At 64.6% G+C, this 22,043-nt stretch carries 29 protein-coding genes; 20 read left to right on the forward strand and 9 right to left on the reverse strand.

The annotated features are described in order from the left end of the window. Window positions 1-129: 129 nt before the first annotated feature. The 6 genes from F6X51_RS26205 to F6X51_RS26230 all read left to right on the forward strand — a co-directional run bounded on the left by F6X51_RS26205 (window position 130) and on the right by F6X51_RS26230 (window position 5,282). Window positions 130-633 carry a hypothetical protein gene (locus tag F6X51_RS26205; protein ID WP_150966802.1) on the forward strand — a complete coding sequence of 168 codons (504 nt, stop codon included), beginning with the start codon at window positions 130-132 and terminating at the stop codon, window positions 631-633. Next, a complete protein-coding gene (locus tag F6X51_RS26210) occupies window positions 630-971 on the forward strand; it encodes a hypothetical protein (protein WP_150966803.1) in 342 nt (113 codons plus the stop codon). The genes F6X51_RS26205 and F6X51_RS26210 overlap by 4 nt, the downstream gene beginning before the upstream one ends. Then, window positions 968-1,549 carry a hypothetical protein gene (locus F6X51_RS26215; RefSeq protein ID WP_150966804.1) on the forward strand — a complete coding sequence of 194 codons (582 nt, stop codon included), beginning with the start codon at window positions 968-970 and terminating at the stop codon, window positions 1,547-1,549. The genes F6X51_RS26210 and F6X51_RS26215 overlap by 4 nt, the downstream gene beginning before the upstream one ends. Before the next feature lie 27 nt (window positions 1,550-1,576). Beyond that, complete coding sequence (locus tag F6X51_RS26220; protein ID WP_150966805.1) at window positions 1,577-3,982, forward strand: phage tail tape measure protein; 2,406 nt, start codon at window positions 1,577-1,579, stop codon at window positions 3,980-3,982. Beyond that, on the forward strand, window positions 3,982-4,407 hold the full coding sequence (locus F6X51_RS26225; RefSeq protein WP_150966806.1) for a hypothetical protein: 426 nt from the start codon (window positions 3,982-3,984) through the stop codon (window positions 4,405-4,407). The genes F6X51_RS26220 and F6X51_RS26225 overlap by 1 nt, the downstream gene beginning before the upstream one ends. Window positions 4,408-4,556: 149 nt before the next feature. Further along, complete coding sequence (locus tag F6X51_RS26230; RefSeq protein ID WP_150966807.1) at window positions 4,557-5,282, forward strand: hypothetical protein; 726 nt, start codon at window positions 4,557-4,559, stop codon at window positions 5,280-5,282. A 343-nt stretch (window positions 5,283-5,625) separates the two neighbouring features. Here F6X51_RS26230 and F6X51_RS26235 read toward each other — a convergent pair whose 3' ends face one another. Together F6X51_RS26235 and F6X51_RS26240 are read right to left on the reverse strand one after the other, a co-directional pair. Next, window positions 5,626-5,901: a ribbon-helix-helix domain-containing protein gene (locus F6X51_RS26235; RefSeq protein WP_150966808.1), complete on the reverse strand. Its 276-nt coding sequence runs from the start codon at window positions 5,899-5,901 to the stop codon at window positions 5,626-5,628. After that, window positions 5,898-6,551: a ParA family protein gene (locus F6X51_RS26240; RefSeq protein WP_150966809.1), complete on the reverse strand. Its 654-nt coding sequence runs from the start codon at window positions 6,549-6,551 to the stop codon at window positions 5,898-5,900. The genes F6X51_RS26235 and F6X51_RS26240 overlap by 4 nt, the downstream gene beginning before the upstream one ends. 223 nt (window positions 6,552-6,774) lie before the next feature. On the opposite strand from F6X51_RS26240, the gene F6X51_RS26245 reads away from it, so the two are divergent. From F6X51_RS26245 to F6X51_RS26260, 4 genes are all read left to right on the forward strand, one after another. Further along, complete coding sequence (locus F6X51_RS26245) at window positions 6,775-7,203, forward strand: hypothetical protein (RefSeq protein WP_150966810.1); 429 nt, start codon at window positions 6,775-6,777, stop codon at window positions 7,201-7,203. 50 nt (window positions 7,204-7,253) lie between these two features. Next, window positions 7,254-7,772, forward strand: a complete 519-nt coding sequence (locus tag F6X51_RS26250) for a hypothetical protein (protein ID WP_150966811.1) — start codon at window positions 7,254-7,256, stop codon at window positions 7,770-7,772. Window positions 7,773-8,197: 425 nt separating this feature from the next. Further along, window positions 8,198-8,893 (forward strand): hypothetical protein, encoded by a 696-nt coding sequence (locus tag F6X51_RS26255; RefSeq protein ID WP_150966812.1) that lies wholly within the window; start codon window positions 8,198-8,200, stop codon window positions 8,891-8,893. After that, window positions 8,890-9,300 (forward strand): PIN-like domain-containing protein, encoded by a 411-nt coding sequence (locus F6X51_RS26260; protein WP_150966813.1) that lies wholly within the window; start codon window positions 8,890-8,892, stop codon window positions 9,298-9,300. The genes F6X51_RS26255 and F6X51_RS26260 overlap by 4 nt, the downstream gene beginning before the upstream one ends. 158 nt (window positions 9,301-9,458) lie before the next feature. On the opposite strand, the gene F6X51_RS26265 is transcribed toward F6X51_RS26260, so the two are convergent. The 3 genes from F6X51_RS26265 to F6X51_RS26275 all read right to left on the reverse strand — a co-directional run bounded on the left by F6X51_RS26265 (window position 9,459) and on the right by F6X51_RS26275 (window position 12,347). Next, window positions 9,459-9,875, reverse strand: coding sequence for a hypothetical protein (locus F6X51_RS26265; protein WP_150966814.1), 417 nt, complete (start codon window positions 9,873-9,875; stop codon window positions 9,459-9,461). A 201-nt stretch (window positions 9,876-10,076) separates the two neighbouring features. Further along, the gene (locus tag F6X51_RS26270) at window positions 10,077-11,435 is read right to left on the reverse strand and encodes an AlbA family DNA-binding domain-containing protein (RefSeq protein WP_150966815.1); all 1,359 of its coding nucleotides are present in this window, start codon (window positions 11,433-11,435) and stop codon (window positions 10,077-10,079) included. A gap of 123 nt (window positions 11,436-11,558) precedes the next feature. Then, window positions 11,559-12,347 carry a helix-turn-helix domain-containing protein gene (locus F6X51_RS26275; protein ID WP_150966816.1) on the reverse strand — a complete coding sequence of 263 codons (789 nt, stop codon included), beginning with the start codon at window positions 12,345-12,347 and terminating at the stop codon, window positions 11,559-11,561. A 570-nt stretch (window positions 12,348-12,917) separates the two neighbouring features. On the opposite strand from F6X51_RS26275, the gene F6X51_RS26280 reads away from it, so the two are divergent. Next, on the forward strand, window positions 12,918-13,100 hold the full coding sequence (locus F6X51_RS26280) for a hypothetical protein (RefSeq protein WP_150966817.1): 183 nt from the start codon (window positions 12,918-12,920) through the stop codon (window positions 13,098-13,100). 64 nt (window positions 13,101-13,164) lie between these two features. Then, a complete protein-coding gene (locus F6X51_RS26285; protein ID WP_150966818.1) occupies window positions 13,165-13,398 on the forward strand; it encodes a BAR domain-containing protein in 234 nt (77 codons plus the stop codon). A 2-nt stretch (window positions 13,399-13,400) separates the two neighbouring features. Here the strand turns inward: F6X51_RS26285 and F6X51_RS26290 are convergent, their stop codons facing one another. The 4 genes from F6X51_RS26290 to F6X51_RS26305 all read right to left on the reverse strand — a co-directional run bounded on the left by F6X51_RS26290 (window position 13,401) and on the right by F6X51_RS26305 (window position 16,022). Then, window positions 13,401-13,970 (reverse strand): hypothetical protein, encoded by a 570-nt coding sequence (locus F6X51_RS26290; protein WP_150966819.1) that lies wholly within the window; start codon window positions 13,968-13,970, stop codon window positions 13,401-13,403. A 546-nt stretch (window positions 13,971-14,516) separates the two neighbouring features. Continuing rightward, window positions 14,517-15,218, reverse strand: a complete 702-nt coding sequence (locus tag F6X51_RS26295) for a recombinase family protein (protein WP_150966820.1) — start codon at window positions 15,216-15,218, stop codon at window positions 14,517-14,519. 122 nt (window positions 15,219-15,340) lie between these two features. After that, a complete protein-coding gene (locus F6X51_RS26300) occupies window positions 15,341-15,739 on the reverse strand; it encodes a hypothetical protein (RefSeq protein WP_150966821.1) in 399 nt (132 codons plus the stop codon). Between the two features lie 13 nt (window positions 15,740-15,752). Then, window positions 15,753-16,022 carry a hypothetical protein gene (locus tag F6X51_RS26305; protein ID WP_150966822.1) on the reverse strand — a complete coding sequence of 90 codons (270 nt, stop codon included), beginning with the start codon at window positions 16,020-16,022 and terminating at the stop codon, window positions 15,753-15,755. A gap of 109 nt (window positions 16,023-16,131) precedes the next feature. On the opposite strand from F6X51_RS26305, the gene F6X51_RS26310 reads away from it, so the two are divergent. The 8 genes from F6X51_RS26310 to F6X51_RS26345 all read left to right on the forward strand — a co-directional run bounded on the left by F6X51_RS26310 (window position 16,132) and on the right by F6X51_RS26345 (window position 21,799). After that, window positions 16,132-16,662 carry a DUF4365 domain-containing protein gene (locus tag F6X51_RS26310; RefSeq protein ID WP_150966823.1) on the forward strand — a complete coding sequence of 177 codons (531 nt, stop codon included), beginning with the start codon at window positions 16,132-16,134 and terminating at the stop codon, window positions 16,660-16,662. Between the two features lie 341 nt (window positions 16,663-17,003). Beyond that, complete coding sequence (locus F6X51_RS26315) at window positions 17,004-17,354, forward strand: hypothetical protein (RefSeq protein ID WP_150966824.1); 351 nt, start codon at window positions 17,004-17,006, stop codon at window positions 17,352-17,354. A gap of 381 nt (window positions 17,355-17,735) precedes the next feature. Further along, the gene (locus tag F6X51_RS26320; protein WP_246697013.1) at window positions 17,736-17,972 is read left to right on the forward strand and encodes a helix-turn-helix transcriptional regulator; all 237 of its coding nucleotides are present in this window, start codon (window positions 17,736-17,738) and stop codon (window positions 17,970-17,972) included. Window positions 17,973-18,038: 66 nt separating this feature from the next. Further along, entirely contained in the window at window positions 18,039-18,407 is a 369-nt protein-coding gene (locus tag F6X51_RS26325; RefSeq protein ID WP_150966825.1) for a hypothetical protein, read from the forward strand. Window positions 18,408-18,415: 8 nt separating this feature from the next. Next, window positions 18,416-19,009 carry a hypothetical protein gene (locus tag F6X51_RS26330; RefSeq protein WP_150966827.1) on the forward strand — a complete coding sequence of 198 codons (594 nt, stop codon included), beginning with the start codon at window positions 18,416-18,418 and terminating at the stop codon, window positions 19,007-19,009. Between the two features lie 97 nt (window positions 19,010-19,106). Continuing rightward, the gene (locus F6X51_RS26335; protein WP_150966829.1) at window positions 19,107-19,418 is read left to right on the forward strand and encodes a hypothetical protein; all 312 of its coding nucleotides are present in this window, start codon (window positions 19,107-19,109) and stop codon (window positions 19,416-19,418) included. Further along, entirely contained in the window at window positions 19,408-20,229 is an 822-nt protein-coding gene (locus F6X51_RS26340) for a hypothetical protein (protein WP_150966831.1), read from the forward strand. The genes F6X51_RS26335 and F6X51_RS26340 overlap by 11 nt, the downstream gene beginning before the upstream one ends. A gap of 211 nt (window positions 20,230-20,440) precedes the next feature. Continuing rightward, window positions 20,441-21,799 carry a S49 family peptidase gene (locus F6X51_RS26345; protein ID WP_150966833.1) on the forward strand — a complete coding sequence of 453 codons (1,359 nt, stop codon included), beginning with the start codon at window positions 20,441-20,443 and terminating at the stop codon, window positions 21,797-21,799. Window positions 21,800-22,043 lie beyond the last annotated feature (244 nt).

The following is a 22,043-nucleotide window of genomic DNA, read 5'->3' on the forward strand; positions in this document are numbered from 1 at the left end:
AAAAAAAGCACATAGGGACCGTACGCCCGCCCGCTCTCTTCGCGGGTGCGCGCAGTCCCATCCTCTCGCTCTGCCAAGTTTCCGCGCGGTCTCATGCGCCGCGTCTGGTTCAGCTCTCTCAGGACCCCCATGACAGCAGAAACCGCCCCTCAGCCCAGCCGATCAGTCGTCTCGCGCGACGTCGCGGCCCGCCTCATCATGGTCTCACCCAAGCATCTCGACCGGCTCGTCCGCGAGGGCTGGATCCGGAAGGCCGCTCGCGCTCAATTCGAGGTCGTCGACGTCGTCCAGGGCTACATCCGCTCCCTGACCTCAAGCGTTGAACGGCACCAGCCGACAGCCGAGAGCAACCGGGTCCGTGATGCTCGAGCGACCGAGATCGAGCTCCGGATCGCCCAGCGCGATCGCCAGCTGATCTCGATCGAGGAGCACGAGGAGGTCCTCGACGAGGTCCTCTCCGTCACCCAGGAGGCGGCCGCAGGCCTGCCGGCGCGTCTCCCCGCCGAGATCCGTCAGGCGGCCACGGCCGAGATCGCCTCGATCTTCGACCTAGCGGACCGGCGCCTGGTCGAGCTCAACACGGAGCTCCGCGTCGGCGGCGTGGAGCCTCAGGACACGGAGGATCATCCGTGACGGCGCGTCGGATCACGACTGAAAGCCAGGCGCTCTACGCGCTCGGCGCGGTCAATCAGAGCCGGTTCCGGCGCCTTGTGCGTCTCGGCCTTCTCTGGCGAGCGCCAGGAGGCGGCTTCGAGGTCGACGAGCTCCGGCGCCAATATGCGGCCGCCGGCGAGCTCGAGCAGCGCGTCGCGGCGATCGCCGGCGACCGCCTCACGCCAGCCGAGCGGAACGGAGCCCTCGCCTGGCTGGCCGAGGCCGCTCGAGCGATACCGTCGAATGAGCCCCTTCCCGATCGGATCCTCGACCTCCTCAAGCGGATCACGCCGAGCACTTCAGGAGAGCTCGCATGACGTGCCTCGAGTGCTCGCCGCTCGACAGCATCATGGCCCGGTACGGCTCGCAGCTTGCCGCGATCGGGCCGAAGGCGCCGATCGTCTTCCGGGACGCGCTCAACCGCGAAGGCCGGAAGGGCCGGAAAGAGATCCGCCAGGCGCTTGTCCGCCAGACCGGCTTGCGGCTAGCCGTGATCCGGCGTGCGATCGACCCGCGGACGAGGAGCGCCTCCGTCAGCAGCCTGCAATACCGGATGGACGGCGTCGGCGGGGAGATCTCGCTCCGGTATTTCAGCCCGCGGGAGACGCGCTCCGGTGTGAAGCACCGCTCGCCGAACGTGCCGTCGCCGGTCCCGCACGCCTTCACGAAGGGCGGATCGTTCAGGACGGGCCGCAAGGCGGTCCGGCCGCCAGTAACGACCGGCCACGTCTGGATAAGGAAGGACCCGTCCAAGTTCCCGCTCCACAAAGAGAAATCCGGCGTCTGGATCCCGAAGGAGATGGTCCGCGGCGAGTCCCTCGACCGCTATCGGGCGATCGCGTTCCGCCTCGACGGAACGGTCGGCAAGCAGATCGCGCGGTTCCTCCCGCACTGACCCACCCTCTCACGTGAGTACCCGCGTATGACCACCCTGACTTCGAGCCTCATCGTCAAACTGGTCGACGGCATCTCCGCGCCCGCGAAGAAGGCGGCCGACGCCCTGAAAGGGATCGGCCGGAGCGCCTCGGCCCTCAATGGCCAGAAGGTCGGAGGCATCGCCGACCGCTTGGCGGCGAGCTCGGCCGCCAACGCCCAGAAGCTCGAGGGGCTTCGATCGAAGATGCTCGAGGTCGTCGCCGTCGGCTACGCGCTCGAGCGTGCTCTCGCGGCGCCGCTCAAGTCCGCGATGGCATTCGAGAGCGTCCTTCTCGACGTCGCCCAGAAGGGCGACATGAGCGACCAGGCGATGAAGGAGCTCGGGAAGTCGGTCGGCGAGCTCGCCGGCAAGCTGCAGAAGTCCGTCTCGCAACTCTCCCTCTTGAAGGGCGTCGACATCCTAGCCGGCTTCGGCATGGACAACGCGACGGCCCTCAAGCTGATGGAGCCGATCTCCCGCGCAGCCGTCGCCTACAAGGCGGAGGTTGAGGACCTGGCGAAGTCGAGCTTCGCCGTCTTCGACAACCTGAAGGTCCCCGTCGATCAGGTCGCGAAGGCCCTCGACGTGATGGCTCAGAGCGGCAAGGAAGGCGCCTTCGAGCTCAAGGATATGGCGGCGCAGTTCCCCGTCCTGACGGCCGCGGCTCAGGCGCTCAAGATGACCGGCGTCGACGGTGTCGCGAAGCTCTCGGCCGCCTTGCAGATCGCCAGGAAGGGCGCGGCGACCGGCGCCGAGGCGGCGACCAACACCGCCAACCTGATGCAGAAGATCATTAGCCCGGAGACCACGAAGAAGTTCAAAAAGGCCGGCATCGACATCCGCGCCGAGCTCGCCAAGGTCCAGAAGGAGGGCGGCGACGTCTTCGAGATGATTGCCCGCCTGGTCGACAAGGCCACGAAGGGCGACCTCGGCAAGATCGGTGACTTCTTCCAGGATGCGGAGGTCCAGAAGTTTCTGCGGCCCCTGATCCAGAACCTCGAGGAGTACCGCAAGATCCGGGACAAGGCCGGGAAGGCGTCAGGCGTCGTCGACGAGGACTTCGAGCGCCGCCTCAAGACCGGCGAGCAGGCTCTCGCGCAGTTCAAGAACCGGATGGAGGACCTCGGCCGGACGATCGGCTCGATCATCCTCCCGGCCTTCAACGCGCTCCTGGCGCCGCTCGGCGGCCTGGTCGACATGGTCGCGCGCCTGGCGGAGACCTTCCCCCTCGCGACGAAGGCTCTCGTCGGCGTGACGGCCGGCCTGGTCGCCTTCCGGGTGGCGGCGATCGCGGCCGCCTACAGCGCGACCTTCCTGAAAGCCGCGCTCCTCAACGTGAAGACGGCGGCCGTCACCTTCGGCACGGCAATGAAGGGCCTCGCCCTCCTGGCGCTCGCGCCGTTCCGGCGCGCGGCGATCGCCCTGGTCGGGACCTTGCAGATCATCGCGCTCCGCTTCCGCCTAGCGGCCGCGGCCGGGATGCTCTTCTCCCGAGCGCTCGTCGTCGGGACGCTGGCGACCTTCGCTCGGGCGCTCCTCGGCCTCCTCCGGCCGCTGGCGCTAGTCGCAGCGGCCTTCCGTGCTCTCAAATTCGCGATGCTCTCGACCGGGATCGGCGCGGCGCTCGTCGCGATCGGGACGGCCGGGACGTTCATCTATCGGAATTGGGGTGGGATCGCCGCCATGTTCCGCAACTTCGGCGCGGCCTTCATGCGGGCGCTCGGCCCGGCGAAGGCGACGCTCGAGCCTGTGATCGCGCTCGGCGAGCAGCTTTACGGCTGGTTCGAGAAGATCACGGGCAAGCTCGACGGGAACGTCTGGCGCGCCTGGGGTACGGCGGCCGGGACGGCGGTCGGCGAGGCCGTCCGCCAGATGGTCGAGCTCGGCCCGAAGATCGTCGCGGCGCTCTCTAACCTCTCGGATCAACTCCGGACGGCAGGCGTCCAGGCGATGCAAGGCCTCTGGGAGGGGATGAAATCGGTCGGAGAGGCGATCGTCTCCTGGGCGTCTGGCCTCGCCGGTCGCATCCTGGCGCCATTCCGCGGCCTCGGGGGCAGGCTCGGCGGTCTGACTGGCGGCAGCGCGGCGCCGCAGGCCGCCCCGGTCCCGGCCCGAGCTCGAGGCGGCCGCGTCACGGCGGGCGAGCTCTACCAAGTGAACGAGGAGGGGGTCGAGCTCTTCCGGCCGCACCAGACTGGGACGATCGACAGCGCCGGCCGGACGGCGTCCCGGCGCGCCGGCGGTGCCAGCGAGGCGTCGTTCTCCGGTCCCCTGATCGGGAGCGTCTCGATCGTCACGCACGGCGTGAACGATCCGGAAGCGATCGCGCGGCAGGTTATGGCGAAGATCGAGAGCAAGGTGGCCCGCGCGCGGCGGACCTTGTTCGCCGATATGGGGATGAGGACTGCCTGATGACCGATCCAGACCGCCTGGCTCGCTTCCTCAAGGCCCTCGAGCTCGACCGCGCCAACCGCGGCCAGGTTAAGCCCTCAAGCGCCATGCTGATCGGGATGCAGCGCATGATGCTGCGTCTTCCGGCTTGGTGCACGGACGAGGCCGATCTCGATCCTGGCTGCGTCTATGGCGCCGCCTTCGAGGATGGCTATCTCGCGGCCCTCGAGAAGACGAAGATCGTCCTCGGCCTCCCGGAGGTCCGAGGCCGAGAGCGAGAGGCGCTCGAGCTCGCGCTCGATCCGGAGCTCGAGCCTGCCGAGATCGCGGTCCGCCTTCGGGCGGCCGCGGCTCCGGTCCCGCCAGCCGAGAAGCCGGCCGGGAACGTCGTCAGTTTCCCTGGTCGGAAGCCTTCGCTCCCGCCGGAGCCTGGAAATATCGCCTAGCGTGGCCTTAGGCGGCTGCGGAGCGTCCGCCGCTATCTCAGGCCGGCTGGAGCCCCCACGGCCGCCTAGCCCACGCGGAAACGGCCGGAAACGGCCCCCTTCCCCGCCCACATCCGTTACGATCGCGGACGGCGTAGGGGAATTTGCAAATGGTGACGTTCGACCAGGCGGCCGTCGAGGCAATCGGCGGCAAATGGGAAGAGGCGCGTCTCATCGGTCAGGCGTGCGAGGAATTAGCAGCGGGGCGCGTCCCCGTCGTTGAGGCTAGAGGACTTCTGGCCCAATCAAAGCTCGCCTGGAAAGCTTCCGTGCTAGAGCAAATTCTTCGTTACAGGCTTGTCGCACTGACGGAGGGAACTATTCAAGAGTGGAACAGCAAGAATATACTTGCATCCATGGTATTGGCCCGCACCATTTCTGAGACATCGGCTGCAATATTAGAAATACATCGTAAAGCACTTAAGCATCTGAAAGATAAAGATTTCAGAGGTCTAAACGCTCTTGTCGAAGCGGCAACTTTCGCGACACGAGAAAAGGACTGGGTTGAAGAGTTTCCGCAACACAAAACGAAAAGCATAATGACTGCTATTCAGAAATTAGATCGTGAAGTTCCTGGATTTGAACGCGAATACGATATGCTTTCAGAAATATCCCATCCCAATTCAATGGGACACTTTTCGTTTTTTGCGACGCTAGACCATGGGCTACGTAGGGCGGAGTTTTCAACCCAGAAGCGGAATGTTGCTCCTGTGCTTAGCTCAATACTTGTGTCCTGTATGACTATACTACTTGCCTCGAAAGCTCTCGAGGAGCTCGTAGATGCGCTCCCGGCGATCGCCGAGCTCCGTCCTCCCGCCTTAGGCGCCTCGATCTGATCGAGGCCTCCCTGGTATCCGCGCGGATCTCAGAGAAGGCTCCTTCGTCGGTCCGATCCTGCCTTCCGGTAGCTTGGCAACGGTTCCGCTGGCCGCTCACGGCCCTTTCCTAGATCTTCGGTATTCGTGCCGGTTGAGGATTTGACCCCTCCCCCTTGAGCCGGCGACCGGCGCGCAAGACTCATCCAGGCGAGCCACTCCCGCGAGACGATCCGGATGACGTTGGAGAGGTTGCGCCAGGCTGAGGCCAATTAGAGGCAAGCTGCGCACGATGCAGACCAGCATCTCCACATCTCGCAATCCAGGGAGCTTGCTATCACGATTGCGGGCTGGCTTGTGGAACTCACCGGCTATGCCGGGCGACGAAATCCCGGATCGCCTCCTCGCAGATCTCTTGGATCGTCCGCTCCTGCTCGACAGCGATCAGCTTTAGCTTCTTTCGGACGGCAGGATCGATGCGAGTGAGGATCTGAACCCGTGTGTCCTTTTCGGCTCGCGACCGAGGAGCCTCCTCAGCAGCTGTCACTGTCGCTTCGGCCAGCGGAGCGGCTGAGGCATCTTTCTTGGCGAAGCGGCTGCTCAAGCTATCTAGGGTCGGCCGGGTCTTCTGCGTGCTCATCGGGAGGTCCTCGGGCTCCGGTTCAAGGTGGTTTCGATCTCGCGCCACAGCGCCTCGACCTCAGCGGCGGCCTTCCCACCTGGCTCGTGCTCATTGACGGTCGAGCCTGTCAGGATCGCGTGAGACATGCTCACCCGGTTCGCGACGGCCGTCGCGGCAACAGCTGCGCCCATGTTGGCGAGAGCCGCACGCGCCTCGAGGACGATCGACGGCTCCGAGGCACCGGTCCGGGGCGGCGAATGATTGATGACCGCCAGCGGCGCCTTCCCAACTCGCTCGGCGAGCTCGAGCGTCGTCGCGACAGCTGCCAGGTCCAGCGGCCCCGGCCGGGTGGGAACGAGGATGAGGTCCGCGACGCGCATGGCGTGCACGATCGAGTCCTCGGCGTGCGGCGGCGTGTCGATGATGATGCGGCTGATACCCTCTCGCTTGGCGGCGGCGACGAGCTCGGGGAGCTCGCGCGCCTCGGCCTCGATCAGGTTCGGCACGTCCGCCTCACGCAGCTTGTGCCACCAGGCGAGAGAGCGTTGCGGGTCCGTATCGAGGAGGAGCGCCGGTGCGCCAGGCGCCGACGCGAGCACGCTCAAGTGCATCGCCAGCGTCGTTTTCCCGACGCCGCCCTTTCTGGCCGCTATCGTAATGACCTGCACGCCCGCCCCTTCAGATCCCGATCGGAAGTTCGCATGCAATCGGAAAATCATGTGAGCGAGTCAACAGGCTTCGCCGTGAGCTTGATAGCAGGATTGCACGAAAGCGTTGCGCTGCCTCGAGGGGAGCTTAGCCAAGCCAGAGGTCTTTCCCTCCGGCCTGAGGTAACTCGCAGCACCCCTTGCTGACAGTCGAGCTTCTGGGGCAATCACTCGCAAAACGGGGGTGAAGATGTATCGAGTTCTTGCGGCGCTGCTGTGCGCGGTTTCCGGATCGGCTCTGGCGCGCGACGACGCGGCAATCGCTGTGCCCGATCTCATCGCGAAGCCGCAGGCCTACATCGGCGAGCTCGTCGTAGTCCGGGGGATCCGCTGCGTCGATCCAGGCGGGGCGGGTTTCCTATGTGCTGCCGTCGTCGGAGACAAAGCACTCCGAATTGATGCGCTCGTGCTCGGGCCCTTCACAACCGTGCCGATCGCGGAGCGGCTAACCAAACGCTGCAAGGGCGCAAGCGCGCTCGACCGCGCCGAGTGTCGGGTCGATATCGCGCTTACACCGACCTCCTTCGAGAAGGCGGCAGGCTCTGGCGGCCCGGACGCCGTGACTGTCGTTCACGCTGCCGAGATCGAGATGTACACGCCTCGAAAGCGTTGAGGCTCAACCCTTGCCTCCCGCCCAATGCTTGCAAACGCAGGAATTAGATGATGAACCTCGCCAACATGGCTGATCAAATTCAAGCAAGCACAAGTTCTATGGAATTGGGCATCACAATAAAATGCTTCACGGAAGTAGGTAAGTTAATTGGCTTAGGTAAGGTAATTTTTCAAGCACAAGAGATAATAGATTTAGATGCCCAAACGGCCGTTCATGGGGCGCTTATTTCAATAGAAACTTCGGGAGAGTATCCAAGCAATTCTGTTTCCGTGATCGGATATGACAATATAGACAAAGCCTGTGCAGCAATAGATAAAATCAAACTGATAGATCCAAAATCATCTAAATTCAAATCGATTGAGGCTAGATTTACAGTAGATGGTCTAACCATAATGGTTTTCAATGTTCCTGGGAAAGATGCGTTCGTGCCAACTGCCGAGAAGCTAATGTTTTCTGTTTCCTCAGGAAATTGCTCTGCTTTTTTTGAAATATCAAAAATCAGTGAGCTGAAATTACTTTTGATAAAGGCAAGAGAAACGATCGATGCTTGCAAGCATACGTCTACATAGAAGTTATCTGAGCCTACAGCGCCTTCTCGGAGGGCGACTATCTCGTAGGCGATAGAGAGGACGAGGACGCTTCTCGGCCTCCCGGAGACTCGAGACTGAGAAGTTAGGCAGGAACGTCGCCAGCCTCCCTGGCCGGGAGCCTTCGCTCCCGTTGGAGCCTGACAATATCGCCTAGCGTGGCCGTAGGCGGCCGCAGTGCGTTCGCGGCTACTGCCTTAGCTGCCATGAGCTCCCTCTGCCGTCCTAACCCCCGCCCACGCCTCCGGAAGCGGCCTTCCGCTCCCGGAGCATCTCCCGGCGCTCATCCACAATTCGGAGGAGATGGCTCACGACTATGACCACATCGTCGCTCTTTACCGAACGACGATGCGCCCACTTGACGGAAGATCCCGCACCGGCCCACCACTCTGATTGTGAAACACGTGGTGCTTAAGCCGTCGGAGAACCTGATCGGGATCGGGCTATATACGCCCGCCGAGGCCGGCCGCCTTGTGCAGATCCGGCCGGCGAAAATCTCGCGCTGGCTCCGAGGCCATGACGCGAACGGCAAGCACTACGATCCACTCTGGCGTCCTCAGGTCGATCTTGGCGAAGAGGGTATCTTCCTCGGCTTCCGCGATCTCATGGAGATCCGCGTCGCTTCAGCATTCATCGATCAGGGTCTGAGTGCGCAGCGTGTGCGCCAGGCGATCGAGCTCGCCCGCGAGCTCGTCGACGACGAGCGTCCTCTCTCGACAGCCCGCTTCCGCACAGACGGCGAGTCGATCTTCCTGCACGTCGTCGAGGAAGATGGGCAAACCCGGCTCATCGATCTCTTCCGGCGCCAGTATGCGTTCCAGGGCATAATCGAGCGGAGCCTCCGGAATGCCGAGTACGACGCTACCGGCGTGCCGACGCGCTGGTGGCCGCTTGGGAAGTCGAAGTCGGTCGTGGTCGATCCGACCAGGTCCTTCGGACAACCAATCGAGGTCGAGACCTCTGTCCCGGTCGAGGTTCTGGCCGCGGCCGCCGCAGCTGAGGGCTCGTTCGAGGCAGCCGCCCGAGCCTGGGACGTTCCGGTCCGAGCCGTCAGACGGGCCGTCGCATTCCGGCGCGAGATGGAGCTTCGGAAGGCAGCTTGAGGATCTTCCTCGACAACTGCACCTCGCCGGTGCTCGCGTCGACGCTCCACGGCTTCGTTCAGCACCTCGGCCACAGCGCGGAGCACATCAAGGATTTACCCTGCGGACGCAGTGCGCCTGATGTCGTCTGGATCGAGTACCTCGCAGCGACCGACGACGACTGGCTCGTCATCACCGGCGATCTCCGGATCCAGCGAAATCCGGCGGAGCGCCGAGCTTTCCGAAATGCTGGCCTCAAAGGCCTCGTTCTTGCGAACGCCTATCAGTCGACACCTATGCACCAGCAGGTGTCGTTCTTCCTCTGGCGCTGGCCGGACGTCGAGGATCTGATCCGGATCACGAGAGCGCCCTTCCTTTTCGAAATGCCCATGGCTCGGAAAAGCCGGCTCCGGTCCCTTCCCCTCTGATATTGCCTCGCTTGTTCATAGGCGGCTGCGGACCGTTCTCGCATGGCTGATCGAGGCGGCTCGAGTGATGCCGTCGCATGAGCCCCTTCCCGATCGGATCCTTGGCCTCCTCAATCGGATCGCGTCGAGCATCTCAGGAGAGCTCGCATGACGCTCAACTACCGCCGATCGTCTTCTTCGCTCTGCTCTATCGTGAACGCGGAAAGGCCAAATTTATTTGTGCCTTCAGCAGCATACCGGTCGCTAGGCTGACCGCCAGCCGCCCGAAAAGCCGCGCTGACGTGTTCGCGTAGCCGAGCGAGTTCTTGAGCAAACACGTCATCGTTCGAGGCGATCACATCCTGAATTGCACCCTCACCCTCAAACACCAGTTGGATTTTCGCCTTGCTCCGACGAGCCTCTTTGTCCTGACCCGCATCTTCAAGCGCGTCCCAGAGACAGGGGATGGCGCCGGCCGCCTCGCTCAAACAGGCGTTGGCGGTTTCGCGATCGGGGGCCTTCTGGGCCTCGACGAGGCTGTCGAGAACGAACCCTAAGACATCGTGCGCAAAGTCGAAGGGCTTAGTGCGACGCATCGGTGATCCTTCGGATTGAGGTTAAGGCAAAACCCTTTCGCCAGATCGTAGCAGATGGCCTAGCGTGACCGTAGGCGGCCGCGGAGCGTCCGCCGCTACCTCCCGCCGTCTGGAACCTTCTCAGCCGCCAAGCCCTATGAAGCGGCTGCAAACGTGCATTGAGTAGCCACACACCGATGCCGAGTAGCGTCGACGAGTTCGTCAGAAGCTGTTTTTGCGCATCTCACGGAGTTCTCCCTCGACCATCGCACGCGGCAGCACGAAGAGGTCGAAGAGCTCGTACAGAGGCGTGAGGAGCTCAAACACGATCTCCGGAAGGCCATCACCGATTATCGACGCTTCAACCGTGATGCTCCGATCAATCTGATCCTGGCGAGCTCGGTAGCCCTCACTAAGATATCGCCGCCCATCGAGGTCTTTGAGCTCGCGCCCGGCCAGGCCTGCCCATCGCGTGCTGAACACGATCTTTGCGTCCGTTACACCGAGGTTCTGAGCAAGGGCCGCAGCGTGAAGTAGGCACTCGCCGACGCGCCAAACCGGCGTCGTTAGGGAGAACACGGTCCCAGGAGTGGCACGCTCGGGCCTCCCGTCTTCGAAGAAGCCTCGGAGGAGGAACAATCTCCCTTCTGGAGAGGCGCGCCAGTAGTCTGCATGTCCGGGATCTTGGATAAATTTCTCGCCGCCGAAACTCCCGTACGTGCACTCAAGCGCTCCTCCATTCACGAAAGGCGCAAACTCTGCCCGATGAAGCACAGACCAAGCCGGCCAGCCAGTATGTCGGACAGTTGATCGCTTGAGCAGTTCTAGGAGCTGCGGCAAGGTCGGGCGCTCAAACTCACCATCAATCGCGTATGCCGCTCGGAAATAACCCTTCGGCGGCGGAAGCTTAAGGACGCTCTCCTCTCCGCTCGTGAGCCAGGCAGCCGTTGGCTCTTCTGCCCAATCTAGAAGGCTATCGAGGAGGCCTGGGACCTCAGCTGCAGGCACATTCCCTGAAAGAACATCGCGTATCGCCTCGAGGAGATCCTCGCGGCCTGCTCTCACACAGCGTCCGACGAGCTCACGCCACTCTTCCGGCGTGCTTGGCTCCATGCTCTGCGGCCCTGGCCGGCGGATGTAGTATCGCCCGTTCGCGAGCGTTTTGTTGTTGTCGGAGCTCCCTCGAGCAGCCTGGACCGGTACCTTGTGGCCGCCTGGAATGGCGATGATCGGGAACAGGTCGCCGCTCCCAGGGTGTCGGACGTAATGGACGGTGCAGTGAAAGGGCGGTGCAACGTAGCTCTGAACGATCCCGTTCACGCCATCCTGGCTGTATCCGGCAAGGGTGGCCGGTCGGTTAGGGGCGGGTTCGAAAACTCCGCCTGGTAGCTCCTCGAAGCCTAGGAGAATGAACCCGCCGCCGTGATTGGCGAGGGCGATAATCGCCTTAGCTAGCGTCGCCTTTCCAAGGCCGTCCGCGAGATCGAGCCAGCTTTTAACCTCGATGTGGAGATCCTCGCGCGGGCTCGTGACGAGGGCTTCAAGTTGCGCGTCCGCGACAGGCACGATCAGCTTCCTCAACCGGTGGCTCTTGGTTTTGCAGGAGCCTGACAACACCGTCTAGCTTGGCCTTAGACACCGCGGAGCATCCGCCGCTACCCGACGGCCAAATCCTCCGGATTGCGTCCGCTCCTCCGAACAACCTCATGAGCCTGCTGCATGGCACGATCCGCCGGTCCGGTCGGTTACCGCGAATCGTGACGGACCTCCTCGAGGCTCGGACGAACCTGCCTTCCGCCTCCTGGCAGACTCTTTTGACGGTTCCGCTGGCCCCTGACGGCCTTTCCTTGAATTCCTGATATCCGAGGGGCTCGGCATTCCGACCCCTATCGCCTTACGCTTGCGGCGAGCGATCCAGGCCTTCCACTCCAGCGAGACGATCGCGACGAGGTTCGTCAGGTTCTTCCGGCCTTCCTGCGGCCGCCGGTGAACAACGATCAGGATCAGCTTCTCGGCTGTTCGGAGCGCGTTCTTCGCAACAGTCCTCGAGACGCCGGCACGCGCGGCGAGCTCGTCGATCGAGCGGTCGCACTGGCCGGCCTTCTCGACCTCGTCGGCTAGAACCTTGAGGACCGCACGCTCGCCTTCCGTGAAGTGGGCGGCGAGCGCCGGCGGCATCGGTCCGGAGCTCGCGAGCGTCCGGCGCCTCTCGATCGAGGCTTGGCGATCTGGCGACCGCTGGCGGCGCTTGGGAGGGAAGAAGGTCGTTCGGCTCCGGACCGGAGCGGCGGCTTGGCCGCCGTCGACGACCTCCAGCCCTAGACCAAGCGAGCGGCGCGGCCGCCTGGCTTGGATCGCTTGCGCCAGGCGTGAGGCACCGTCCTCGGAGATCTCCTCCGCTCCAAGCGCGCGCCAGACCAAGCCGGCGATTTCGTTCAGGCGTTCAGGCGTCGTTGCGGCGCCGATTAGCGCCGATAGCTGGTTCTCAAGCAAAGCTCCGCACCCCTGGTCGCGAGACCAGCCGCTTGGGCGCAGGCGCATACCGGCAAAGCTCCGCCGTTGAGGAAATCGGGTGATTTCCTCTTGCGGATCGGCAGGTTTTCGGGAAGGATCATCGACGCCAATCTGATGATTTTCCCGGCCCTGGCCGGTATGCGGACCCGCCCTCGTGGCGGGTTTCGTATTTTAGGCTCTCGCCTCCTCTGCCGACCGAATGGTCGGCCTGGGGATACTTGAACGCGAGATCCCGCTTCCACGCAAGCCCTACCGCCCGGCGTCTTTCTCCCAACCATTTGTCAGGACAGCCTTTTTCCGATTGCGAGACGGCTTTCGCCGGTTTTCCGATCGGTGGTCTCGCCGCTGTTCATAGCCTGGGGGGGATTGGCCATTTAGCTTGAGCGTTCAGGGGCTTGCAGTCAGTGGCGGAGATCCTGCGGTTTTCCGATCCGTCGGCCGGTCGGCCGGAAATCCGAACGCGTGCTGATCGAATCACCCTGTCGGCCGATCCAGCGCGTCGAGCTCGTCCCCGCTATAGGTCCGGGACCTTCCCGCTAGGCGCCGAGTATGAACGCGACCGACCGATCCAAAACCCCGAAGCCGAGCTCGTCGAAGCGGTTGCACCGCCGACTCACGCTGGACATTCCGGACGGGCTGCACCGCCGGTTGAAGCTTCACGCCGTTCTCACGGACAGAACGATCGCCGACGTGATCCGCGAGCTCCTAGACGAGAAGCTCCCGCGCTGGTGAAGTCGCGCCGCTCTGGCGGCACAAGCTCCGGACCCTACCTCCCCTCGCCCCCAGGGAGGCCGACATGACCGAACGCACCGCCTACGCCAATGCCGAGAAGCTGGCCGAAGAGGTCAAAGGGGCGGTAGGCCGTCACTTGCCGAGCGCTGAGGCGGCCGCTCTCGGCAACGTGCTCGATCTCTACGTCTCGACGATCAGGGAGCTCGACGAGCGGCTTGATGCGCTCGAGCAGCGTGTCGGCTCCATCTCAGAAGAGCCGAAGCCCGTCGGCGAGGACGGACCTGCGCTCCGCGGCTGAGATCAGGCTCGACGGAGCCAGCCGAACAGCCCGCGCCGCTCCGGCGGCGTCGGCACCGCCAGGCGCTCGGCTTGGGCCGCCCAGCGATCGCGCTCGGCTTTGAGGTCCTCGACGCGCTGGCTCTCGGCCGCTCCGATCTGCTCGAGGCGCTTCCGCTCCGCCTCGAGGACGGCGTTCAAGGCCTCAACCTGAGACACCCGGAGCCGCTCGGCGTCGCGCTCGGCCTTGAGCGCGTCGACCTCCTCGCGAGCTCGTCCGCGCTCGGCTTCGCGCTCCTCTCGCAAGGCTTCAATCTCGCCCTCTAACCGGCTGATATGTCGCTCTAAAATCGGGATGACACCCGTGACGTCACCGGTGACATCGCCAGCGGCGTCATCGGGGTCGTCATCGGTGACGTCACCAGCGGCGGCCTTCGGGGCCTGCAATCTCTCGACCGGCACAGCGACACGCGCCTTGCCATCGTTGCCGGGGGTCTTCGGCCATCCACGCCGGATCGCCAGTCGCTTCGCGCTGGCGGGCGTGATCCCGAGCGCCTCGGCGAGCTCGGCGTATGTGAGGAGCTTCGTGTCCACCGGACCGTCCCTTCGTCACCGGTGGCGGCACCGGTGTCACCGCCGGTGAAGTCTCAGGGCCGTCCCTGGTGTCGCCGCCGGTGGCGTCACCGGTGACGGTGCGGAATGATTCGGTAAGCGGGCCTTAACGATCGACAGTCGGATCGGAAAAATCACTGCCGACACTTGCCGCCCTCCGACGGCCTTCCCAGTTCAGATCTGCGCGGCGCGCGGGCAAGCGTCGCGGTAGAGGGAGAGCTTGTTCCCCATCGACCTTTGACGTTCGGGCAAGAGCGGTCGCGCTGCGCGACCGATTGACCAGGGACGTCTGAAGCCTTTGCCTGTTCCGTTCGACCGGTTTGATGGGGGCCTGTCGCGGACTACCACTTGGCTCTTTGGCCAGGCGGCGGTCTGTGACCCAATCGTAATGGCTGGCCGGCCTCGCCTGTCCATGAGCCTCCTATTGGACGCTCAGATGGACCACGACATCATCATCGCCCTTATCAAAGCGACGCCTCTCGTCCTCATCGGCTCAGCGCAGCTCATCTGGGTGCTCCGCCGGCGGAATTAGGCCGCCAAGCGGGCCGGCGAAGCCTCGAGCACCGCCAGGCGCGCACGAAGCCGCCGGACGGCCGTCGCGGTCCACTGACCGCGGCCGGTCGATGTCGGCACGCCGTGCGCGTTGAGGACGGCCGCGAGCTCCCGGAGCGAAAGCCGCCCCTCCGGATCGTGCTCCGCCAAGATCGGCGCCAGGTCGCCCGCGCGCGCGTCGGCCTTGCGTTGCTTGGCCGCGTTGGCGACCGCGCACTCCTCCGCGGTCCCGGCATGGCCCCGGAAGCCGCCGAGCTTCGTCCCGCGCGCCTTGGCGGCCGCGAGCGCCGCCTTCGTCCGCTCCGAGATCATCCGCGCCTCGTGCTCCGCGACGGCCGCCAGGATGTGAATGGTCAGGCGGTTGGCCTGGGGGAAGTCGACCGCCACGAAGTCGACCCCGGCCTCCATCAGGGTCGAGACGAACGCCACGTTGCGCGCCAGGCGGTCGAGCTTGGCGACGACGAGCGTCGCGCGGTGGGCGCGGCAATAGGCGAGGGCGCGAGCGAGCTCCGGCCGGTCGTTCCGCCGGCCGCTCTCGATTTCGACGACCTCGGCGACCAGGCGCCCGCCCGCCAGGTGCGCAGCCACGGCCGCGCGCTGCGCCTCGAGGCCGAGACCGCTCCGGCCTTGGCGATCCGTCGAGACGCGAAGGTATGAGACGAAGCGATCCGCTGGCATCCGATCCGTTCCTTCATGCCGTGCCGCTCCGCGCGCCCGACGTTGGTCGGAGTGACACGACCACGCTAAGGGGCACGCCACTCAATCGGAAAGGGCTTCATTGCCGATGGCGCGGTTCCATCTCACTTCAGCTTCATCCGTAGATCTTCCGCGTCTTCGGGATATTCCCGCTGTATCATTTCCCAAACCTCATCATACTCATCGTGACATGGTTTGCAGAAAAATCCGAAAGTAAGCTCGATCGGACGCTCCTTGTGCAAGGTCATGATTGCATCTTGAGCTTCTTGCAAATCGCAATCAATGCGATCTGGAGCGCCAAATGGGATCAAGGCTTGGAGAATAACTTCTGGCCTTGAGCATCCCCAACGATGAGCTGCTTGTAAGGTCGAAACCTTACCACAGGCTTGGCAGATATTATTTATTTCCTTCTTATAAGGCCTGCTGTATCGCTGTATAAGATTTGCAATAGACGGTCCAACAAAATTTATATACTCGTATATGCTTCCTTGAAACCTTGCCATTTTTCTACCACCTCTATGGCCAGAGCTTCCGCTTCCAAACAGGGTCGGGAACCTTCGAGAATTCGAGCGATTTCGGCTCTCGCGCGACAACTGAGCCAAGCGGCCGGTTCGCCTTGATGGCTTCGATCTCCTCTTCTTCCTGCTGTAGGTAAGCTGAAAACTCATCCATCGCTCTGCACTCCTCAGGGCTGAGCGGCTCGATGTCGGCCCAGAGGTCGGGAGCAGGTTCCGGCTGAGGGTTGATGAGGTTCGGCAGAACCCGGCGGCCTTGCTTGTCCTTCACGACGACCTCTGCGGCGCAACGCGTTACATCGGAACGTTACGGGACGACGAGGTAGGGCCGCTAGGCTGGAAGGATGCCCTGTCGCCAGCGAGTGAATGCGGAGCACGCCATGGATCTAGCCAGAGATGCGGCCATCGGAGCACCGACGTGGGCGCATCTCGACACGCTGCGCCTTGGGAAGTGGGGCGAGTATTTCACCAAGATGGCCTTCGTCCGAGCCGGGCTCGACGTGTACTCGCCTGAGGTCGACGACCGCGCGATCGACTTCCTCGTCCGCATCCCGGACAATTCCGGCGATCCGGGCACCTCTCCACGCTACCTCGAGATCCAGGTGAAATCGGTCCGGGCTGCCAAACCCGGTTACACCTTTATGCGCAAACGGCATTTCCCGATCCGTGCCGACACCTTACTCGCGTTGGTCCATCTCGCGGAGGGAGTCGAGGCGGTCCTCTATCTCATTCCGTCTCTCGTATGGCGCAATCCGGTCTGGCCATTCACCAGCCCGGACTACGAGGGCAAAAAGTCCGAGCCCGAACACGGCATTTGGATCAAGCCTGAGACCTTCCCCAAGCTTGAGCCATACCTGTTCCCGAACGTGCTGCCACAGCTCATCGCCGGCACGTGGCCGAGGGAGATGTAAGCCATAGAGGGCGGGGTCGAGGTCCCGATCCTATGCACCGCGGCGAGTGCGCAACACCCTCAAATCATTCCGGAAAGAACCGTTCTTGGCCGTACGAAACGCCTTGCTGCGCGAGTCGCCGGCCCCGTAGGGCTGGACGGGAAGACACGGCTGGCAGGCCGCGCCTTCCCTAAGCAAGCGCGCCGATGGAGCCAGCGCCCGTGCCTAAGTTCCACGTCATTACGGGCGATGGCCCGTCTGTACAGTCGCGCTTGGCGTCCTCGACGCCTGCGCAGCGCCGGATCCGGGGAACCCGCCTCCGCCAGATTGGCTGGCTGGAATTTCCGGACGGTCTCGGCCGCATGTTCCAGGCCGTCGACCATCCTCGCCTGACGCAGATCATGCGGACTTGGCCGGACGAGGGGCGGAGCGAGGCGTTCTGGCTCGTCGACGGCGTTCCGGTCATCGACCTCGACGAGGCGATCGAGGCGATCGACGTCCCGCCGGCGCTCTCGGCCGAGGAACTCGACGTCCTCGACCAGGTGCCGCGCGAGTGGACGACGCCGGACGACCTCCGCGCGATCGTGACGGCCGGCCTCTCGCACGCCGCCGGCTACGCGCGAGTTCGCCTCCTCCGCGCGCTGGCGAACAAGGGCCTTCTCGAGATCGAGGACGACAAGATCCGCCGCAGATCGCCAACGGTCGCAGGCTGATTTCCGATCCCGAATTGTAGCATGAGCGCAACAGCTTAGCGCGATCCACAGTCTCGTTGCGGCGGCCGAAAGGCCAGCTGCGACCCGTTCTAGCTGATGTCGACCGCTCGGCGCTGGCCCTTCTGTGCCTCCGACGCAGCGCGTTGGGAACTCCGAGCTCGAACCAATAGCAGGACGAAATCAAAGGCTTAGCAGCCGAAAAGCCAATCCGAACGGTAATCGCCGTAAAGCCGCCTCGCCGTATCGTCACATTGCCGTAAGTACTGATCTGTAGAACCGCACACTACATCGGATTTTTTCCGATACACGCATACTATTGACTATTTTCCGACGAAGCAAAAAGCTCTCTCGCGCTGGCCAGGTACTCAGCGGGAGACGGAAGTGCACATCGAAACGATAGAACGACAGTCCGCCGGCAATGTTCGCTGGCTTCGCCCAAGAGAAATTTCCGATCGCTTGGGAGTTTCTCTTGCGTGCCTATCGAAGTGGCGCACGGAAGGAAAAGGTCCTGCCTTTGTGAAGCTCGGAGGCGAGAGAGGCGCAATCCGATATTCAGAGGCTGATCTTGAAGCCTTCCTAGACGCCCGTCGCCGTGCCTCCGCGCCGCGAGCCGCCTGACCTGTCCATCCGCGACCTTCACCCCCAGCACGGCCGATCGGTTCGCGCGCAATAGAGGCTTAGATTATGTCCCGACTTCACTATCAGATCTTCTTCCAGGGAACGAATTCACCTGGCATGGATGTGGGCGATTATGCTCGCACTCTGGTTTCTAGCGGATCCATTCCTGTCACTGACAGTATGTCCGCCGCTGTCGACGTTCCAGAGGTTCCTTACACGATCCAGGCCATCGCGATCGCGGTCTTCAAGGTCCTCGGCCCTGATGCCGTGTACGTGCAGTTTGCGAAGCGAGGTCAGGGGGCCCCCGCCGGCACCGGCGCTCACGCCGTTGCGGACGCCTTCCCGCGGATGCTTCTGGACGAGGTCGACGGAGCGCGAACGATTGTCCTGCCTCAGCAGGGACGCTTCGCCGCCGTCCAGGCCGCTGCGCTCTGAGGCCGGCGATGTCGATTGCCACCCTCCGCGAAGTTATCGAGCGGCCGGCGCCTCCGACGACGGAGGAACGACGCAGGGTCGAGCGGCTCGTCGAAGCCGGGCGCGCCGAGCTCTCGCAGATAGGCGCTCGCATCGGGCAGCTTGAGGGCGAGACGTCTCATCTCCTGCTGACCGCCGACGACGCCACCTTGAAGCGCCACGAGGAGAAGATCGCCACAGCCCGGCGGGATCACGACCGCGGGGCCGCGATCATCCGCGCGGCCGGGGAGCGGATCGAGGTCTCTCTACAGAGAGACCCCGACCGCCGTGAACGGCTCGATGCCGTCAATCGCGACGCTCCGGCCGTCCGGAAATGGCTCGCGGAGCGATACCCGAAGCTGGCGGCCGAGCTCGCGAAGGGAGTGGCGCAACTCCGGGAGCTCGAGTTTCGGATCGAGGCGGTCAATCGGGACCTCCCGGCAGGCGAGAAGCCGGTCGAGGGGATCGAGGCTTCCGTGAGACGCAACGTCGCCCCGGCGATCGCCGACGTGATGGTCCTCCCGCCCCTGATTGGCGGGGAGCTCAACCTCTGGCCGCCGGACAGCACCGCAAGCTGGCGCTAGCCCATCGCGCGGGCGGCCTCACTGACCGCCTGCCTCTCCCAGAAACGAGACGCCCCGCGCTCGGATCGACACGAACGCGGGGCGGAGAGGCTCAACCATGAACAGCCAGTCCGTAGCAGTAATTTCTAAAGCCGATCCTAAGACCGGCCCCTCGGGGAAAAAACGTCTTTCCAAGCCGCCACATCGTCCACTGACAAGCGTCGAGCTCCGCTCTCTCGAGGATGGCGACGCGGAGGTCGTGGTCGGCTTCCGCCGTCCCGTACGCCGGGTGCTCCGGGAGGGCTTCGACGAGCAGTTCGCGATGACGCCGGCCGAGGCGCTCAACCTCTACAACCGCCTTGGCCGAGCGATCGCGCTCGAGCGCCGGCGCTGGCAGGCGGGCCGGCAGAGTGGCGGCCATGTCGAATAGGCTGCGCCTGGTCGTCGACAACGGCGTCGTCCTCGAGTGGCCGGCGCTCCCGGCGAGCGGCGAGATCGAGGTCCGTCTTGGCGCTTGCATCCTCGGCACCTTCAAACCGCGCGCCCACTGGCGGAAGGGAACGGCCTTCGTCCGACAGCGCCTCGCTGAGATCGAGCGGATCATCGAGACCCGCCACGGCGGCGCCTGCGATACCGATGACGGCGAGCTCTACCTCGACGTCGCCCTCCCGCACCTGGTCGCGCTTCCGGTAGGCGCCTTTCCGACCTCGCCAGTCCTACTCTGGGCCTGGACGCTCTGTCCGCGCCTGGTCGAGGAGCGCGGCCGTGAGTGGTTCACGGCACGCGAGGCCGAGCTCCGCGCCCGCCCGCGGCCGGCCCGCATGAAAGCCGATACTATCGCGGTGCTCCTCGGTATCCGCGACGAGGAGCGCCGCCGTCTGAAACTCCGGACGATCGGCGCGGTCGACCGGTCGGCCGCACAGCGGAAGGCGGACGCGAAGGTCGCTCACCGCGACAGGATGCGGCGTGTTCGGGCGAAGCAATGGCTCGAGCGTCAGGCTCCGAAGGCGCCCTCGATCTCGTCGCTGAAGCCGTGGGAGGCCGAGGGGATCTCGCGGTCGGGTTGGTATGCGAAGCGCCGGCTTCTGGCGTCCAGCCCGGACGTTGGACAACCGCTGTGCGCCATTCCCTCTTCCAACAGCACCGCACAGCCGCCTGTCCAGCATGGCGCTTCCGATCCGGTGACGGGGGCTCCCGTCGAGGGAGACCCCCGGCCATCAGCCGGGGCGCGTGCAGCATGATCCGCCGCTCCTCCTCGATGCGTCAGGCCTTGGCTCGCTCTGACCGCGCCGTGATCGGCCCCATCCATCCCGCCGGCGTCCTGATCGCCGAACGACATCTCGTCGAGCTCTCCGGCGAGCTCGTCCCCCTGCGCGTCCTCCGGATCGAGGTCGCGTGTAATGGCCGGCTCGCTCGCGGGGCGAGCGGCCTCCCCACCCCAGCGAGTACCTGATGAGTGCGTATCTCCCCCGGATCGCGGAGGCTCTGAGCCGTCCGCTCCTCTTCCACCCGACGAAGCTCGAGGTCATCCTCGCGTCACTCGACGGCCGGCTCGGGCCAGCTCTCGAGGTCGACCGGCCTGGTCCGGACGCCTCCCGGTTCATGGGCCGCGCCGAGGCCGGTCGCCCGTACCGGACGGAGGGAGGCGTCGCCTTCGTTCCGATCGTCGGGAGCCTGGCGAACCGCGGCGCCTACATCGGCGCGAGCTCCGGCATCGTCTCCTATGAGGGGATCTCCGCTCAGATCCGAGCAGCGGCCGAGGATCTGACGGTCCACTCGATCGTGCTCGACATCGACAGCCCCGGCGGCGAGGCGACCGGCATGTTCCGCCTGGCCGCCCAGATCCGCCAGACGCGCGCCTCGAAGCGGATCGTCGCCTTCGTCGACGACCTGGCCGCCTCGGCCGCCTACGGGATCGCGAGCCAGGCTCACGAGATCGTCGTGTCGCCGACCTCGATCGTCGGCTCGATCGGCGTCGTCCTGACCCACGTCGACCGCTCGGCCGAGATGGAGAAGGCCGGCCGGAAGGTGACGCTGATCCACGCCGGCGCGAACAAGGTCGACGGCCATCCGTTCGGACCGCTCTCCGAGAGCGTGAAGGCCGACCTACAGGCGGAAGTCGGCGCCTTCTATGACCAATTTCTCGCGACCGTGGCCGCTGGCCGGCCGGGCCTCTCGATCGAGAAGGCCCGTGCCACGGAAGCGCGGACTTTCATCGGCAAGGCGGCGATCGACCGCGGCCTGGCTGATCGGATCGGCTCGCTCGAGAGCGTCGTCGCCGACCTCCGCTCCCGCGCGGCCTCCCGCGCTCGTCCTCAACCCGGAAGCCTGCCCACCATGACGAACCCGATCCCCGCCCCGGCCACGGCCGCGCCGAAGCTCGTCGTCTCCTCCGCGCCGCTCTCGGCCACGGAGCGCCATGCCGAGAACGTCCGGACACAGCAGATCCTCAGCGACCCGCGCGTCTTCGGCTTCGAGGCACTGGCGATGGAGCTCGCGAACGCGGCGCCCGAGCTCTCGGCCGATGCCATCGCACGCATGACGGCGAAGGCCGCCGGCCGGCCGAGCGCCTCGAGGACGGCTGGCCTCACCGCTGCAATCAACAGGCTGGTCCGCGCAAGAGGAGGCGCTCCGATCCGGACGGCTGAGCCATCCTCGGGCAGCAATCCGAAGAGTGGCCTCGCCCTCGCAGTCGCCGAGATGGTCGCGAAGGATCAGGCGCGGAGAGGGATCCCGGTCGAGGAAGCGGAACGGCCCCGGAGCGGACTGGCCGCGGCCGTGGCCGAGATGATCCGCCGGGATGCTCGCTGACCTCGACCAGCCGGGAGGCGGCGCTCTGCGACCGCCTCCCTGCGCGCCGAGTGTGGCTTTCACAGCGCAGATGGAACCCAGCGCGATCCGGCCACCCGACCTCTGTTGCAAAAAAAGCACATAGGGACCGTACGCCCGCCCGCTCTCTTCGCGGGTGCGCGCAGTCCCATCCTCTCGCTCTGCCAAGTTTCCGCGCGGTCTCATGCGCCGCGTCTGGTTCAGCTCTCTCAGGACCCCCATGACA

This window comes from Methylobacterium planeticum, assembly GCF_008806345.1.
Classification (GTDB): Bacteria; Pseudomonadota; Alphaproteobacteria; order Rhizobiales; family Beijerinckiaceae; genus Methylobacterium; species Methylobacterium planeticum.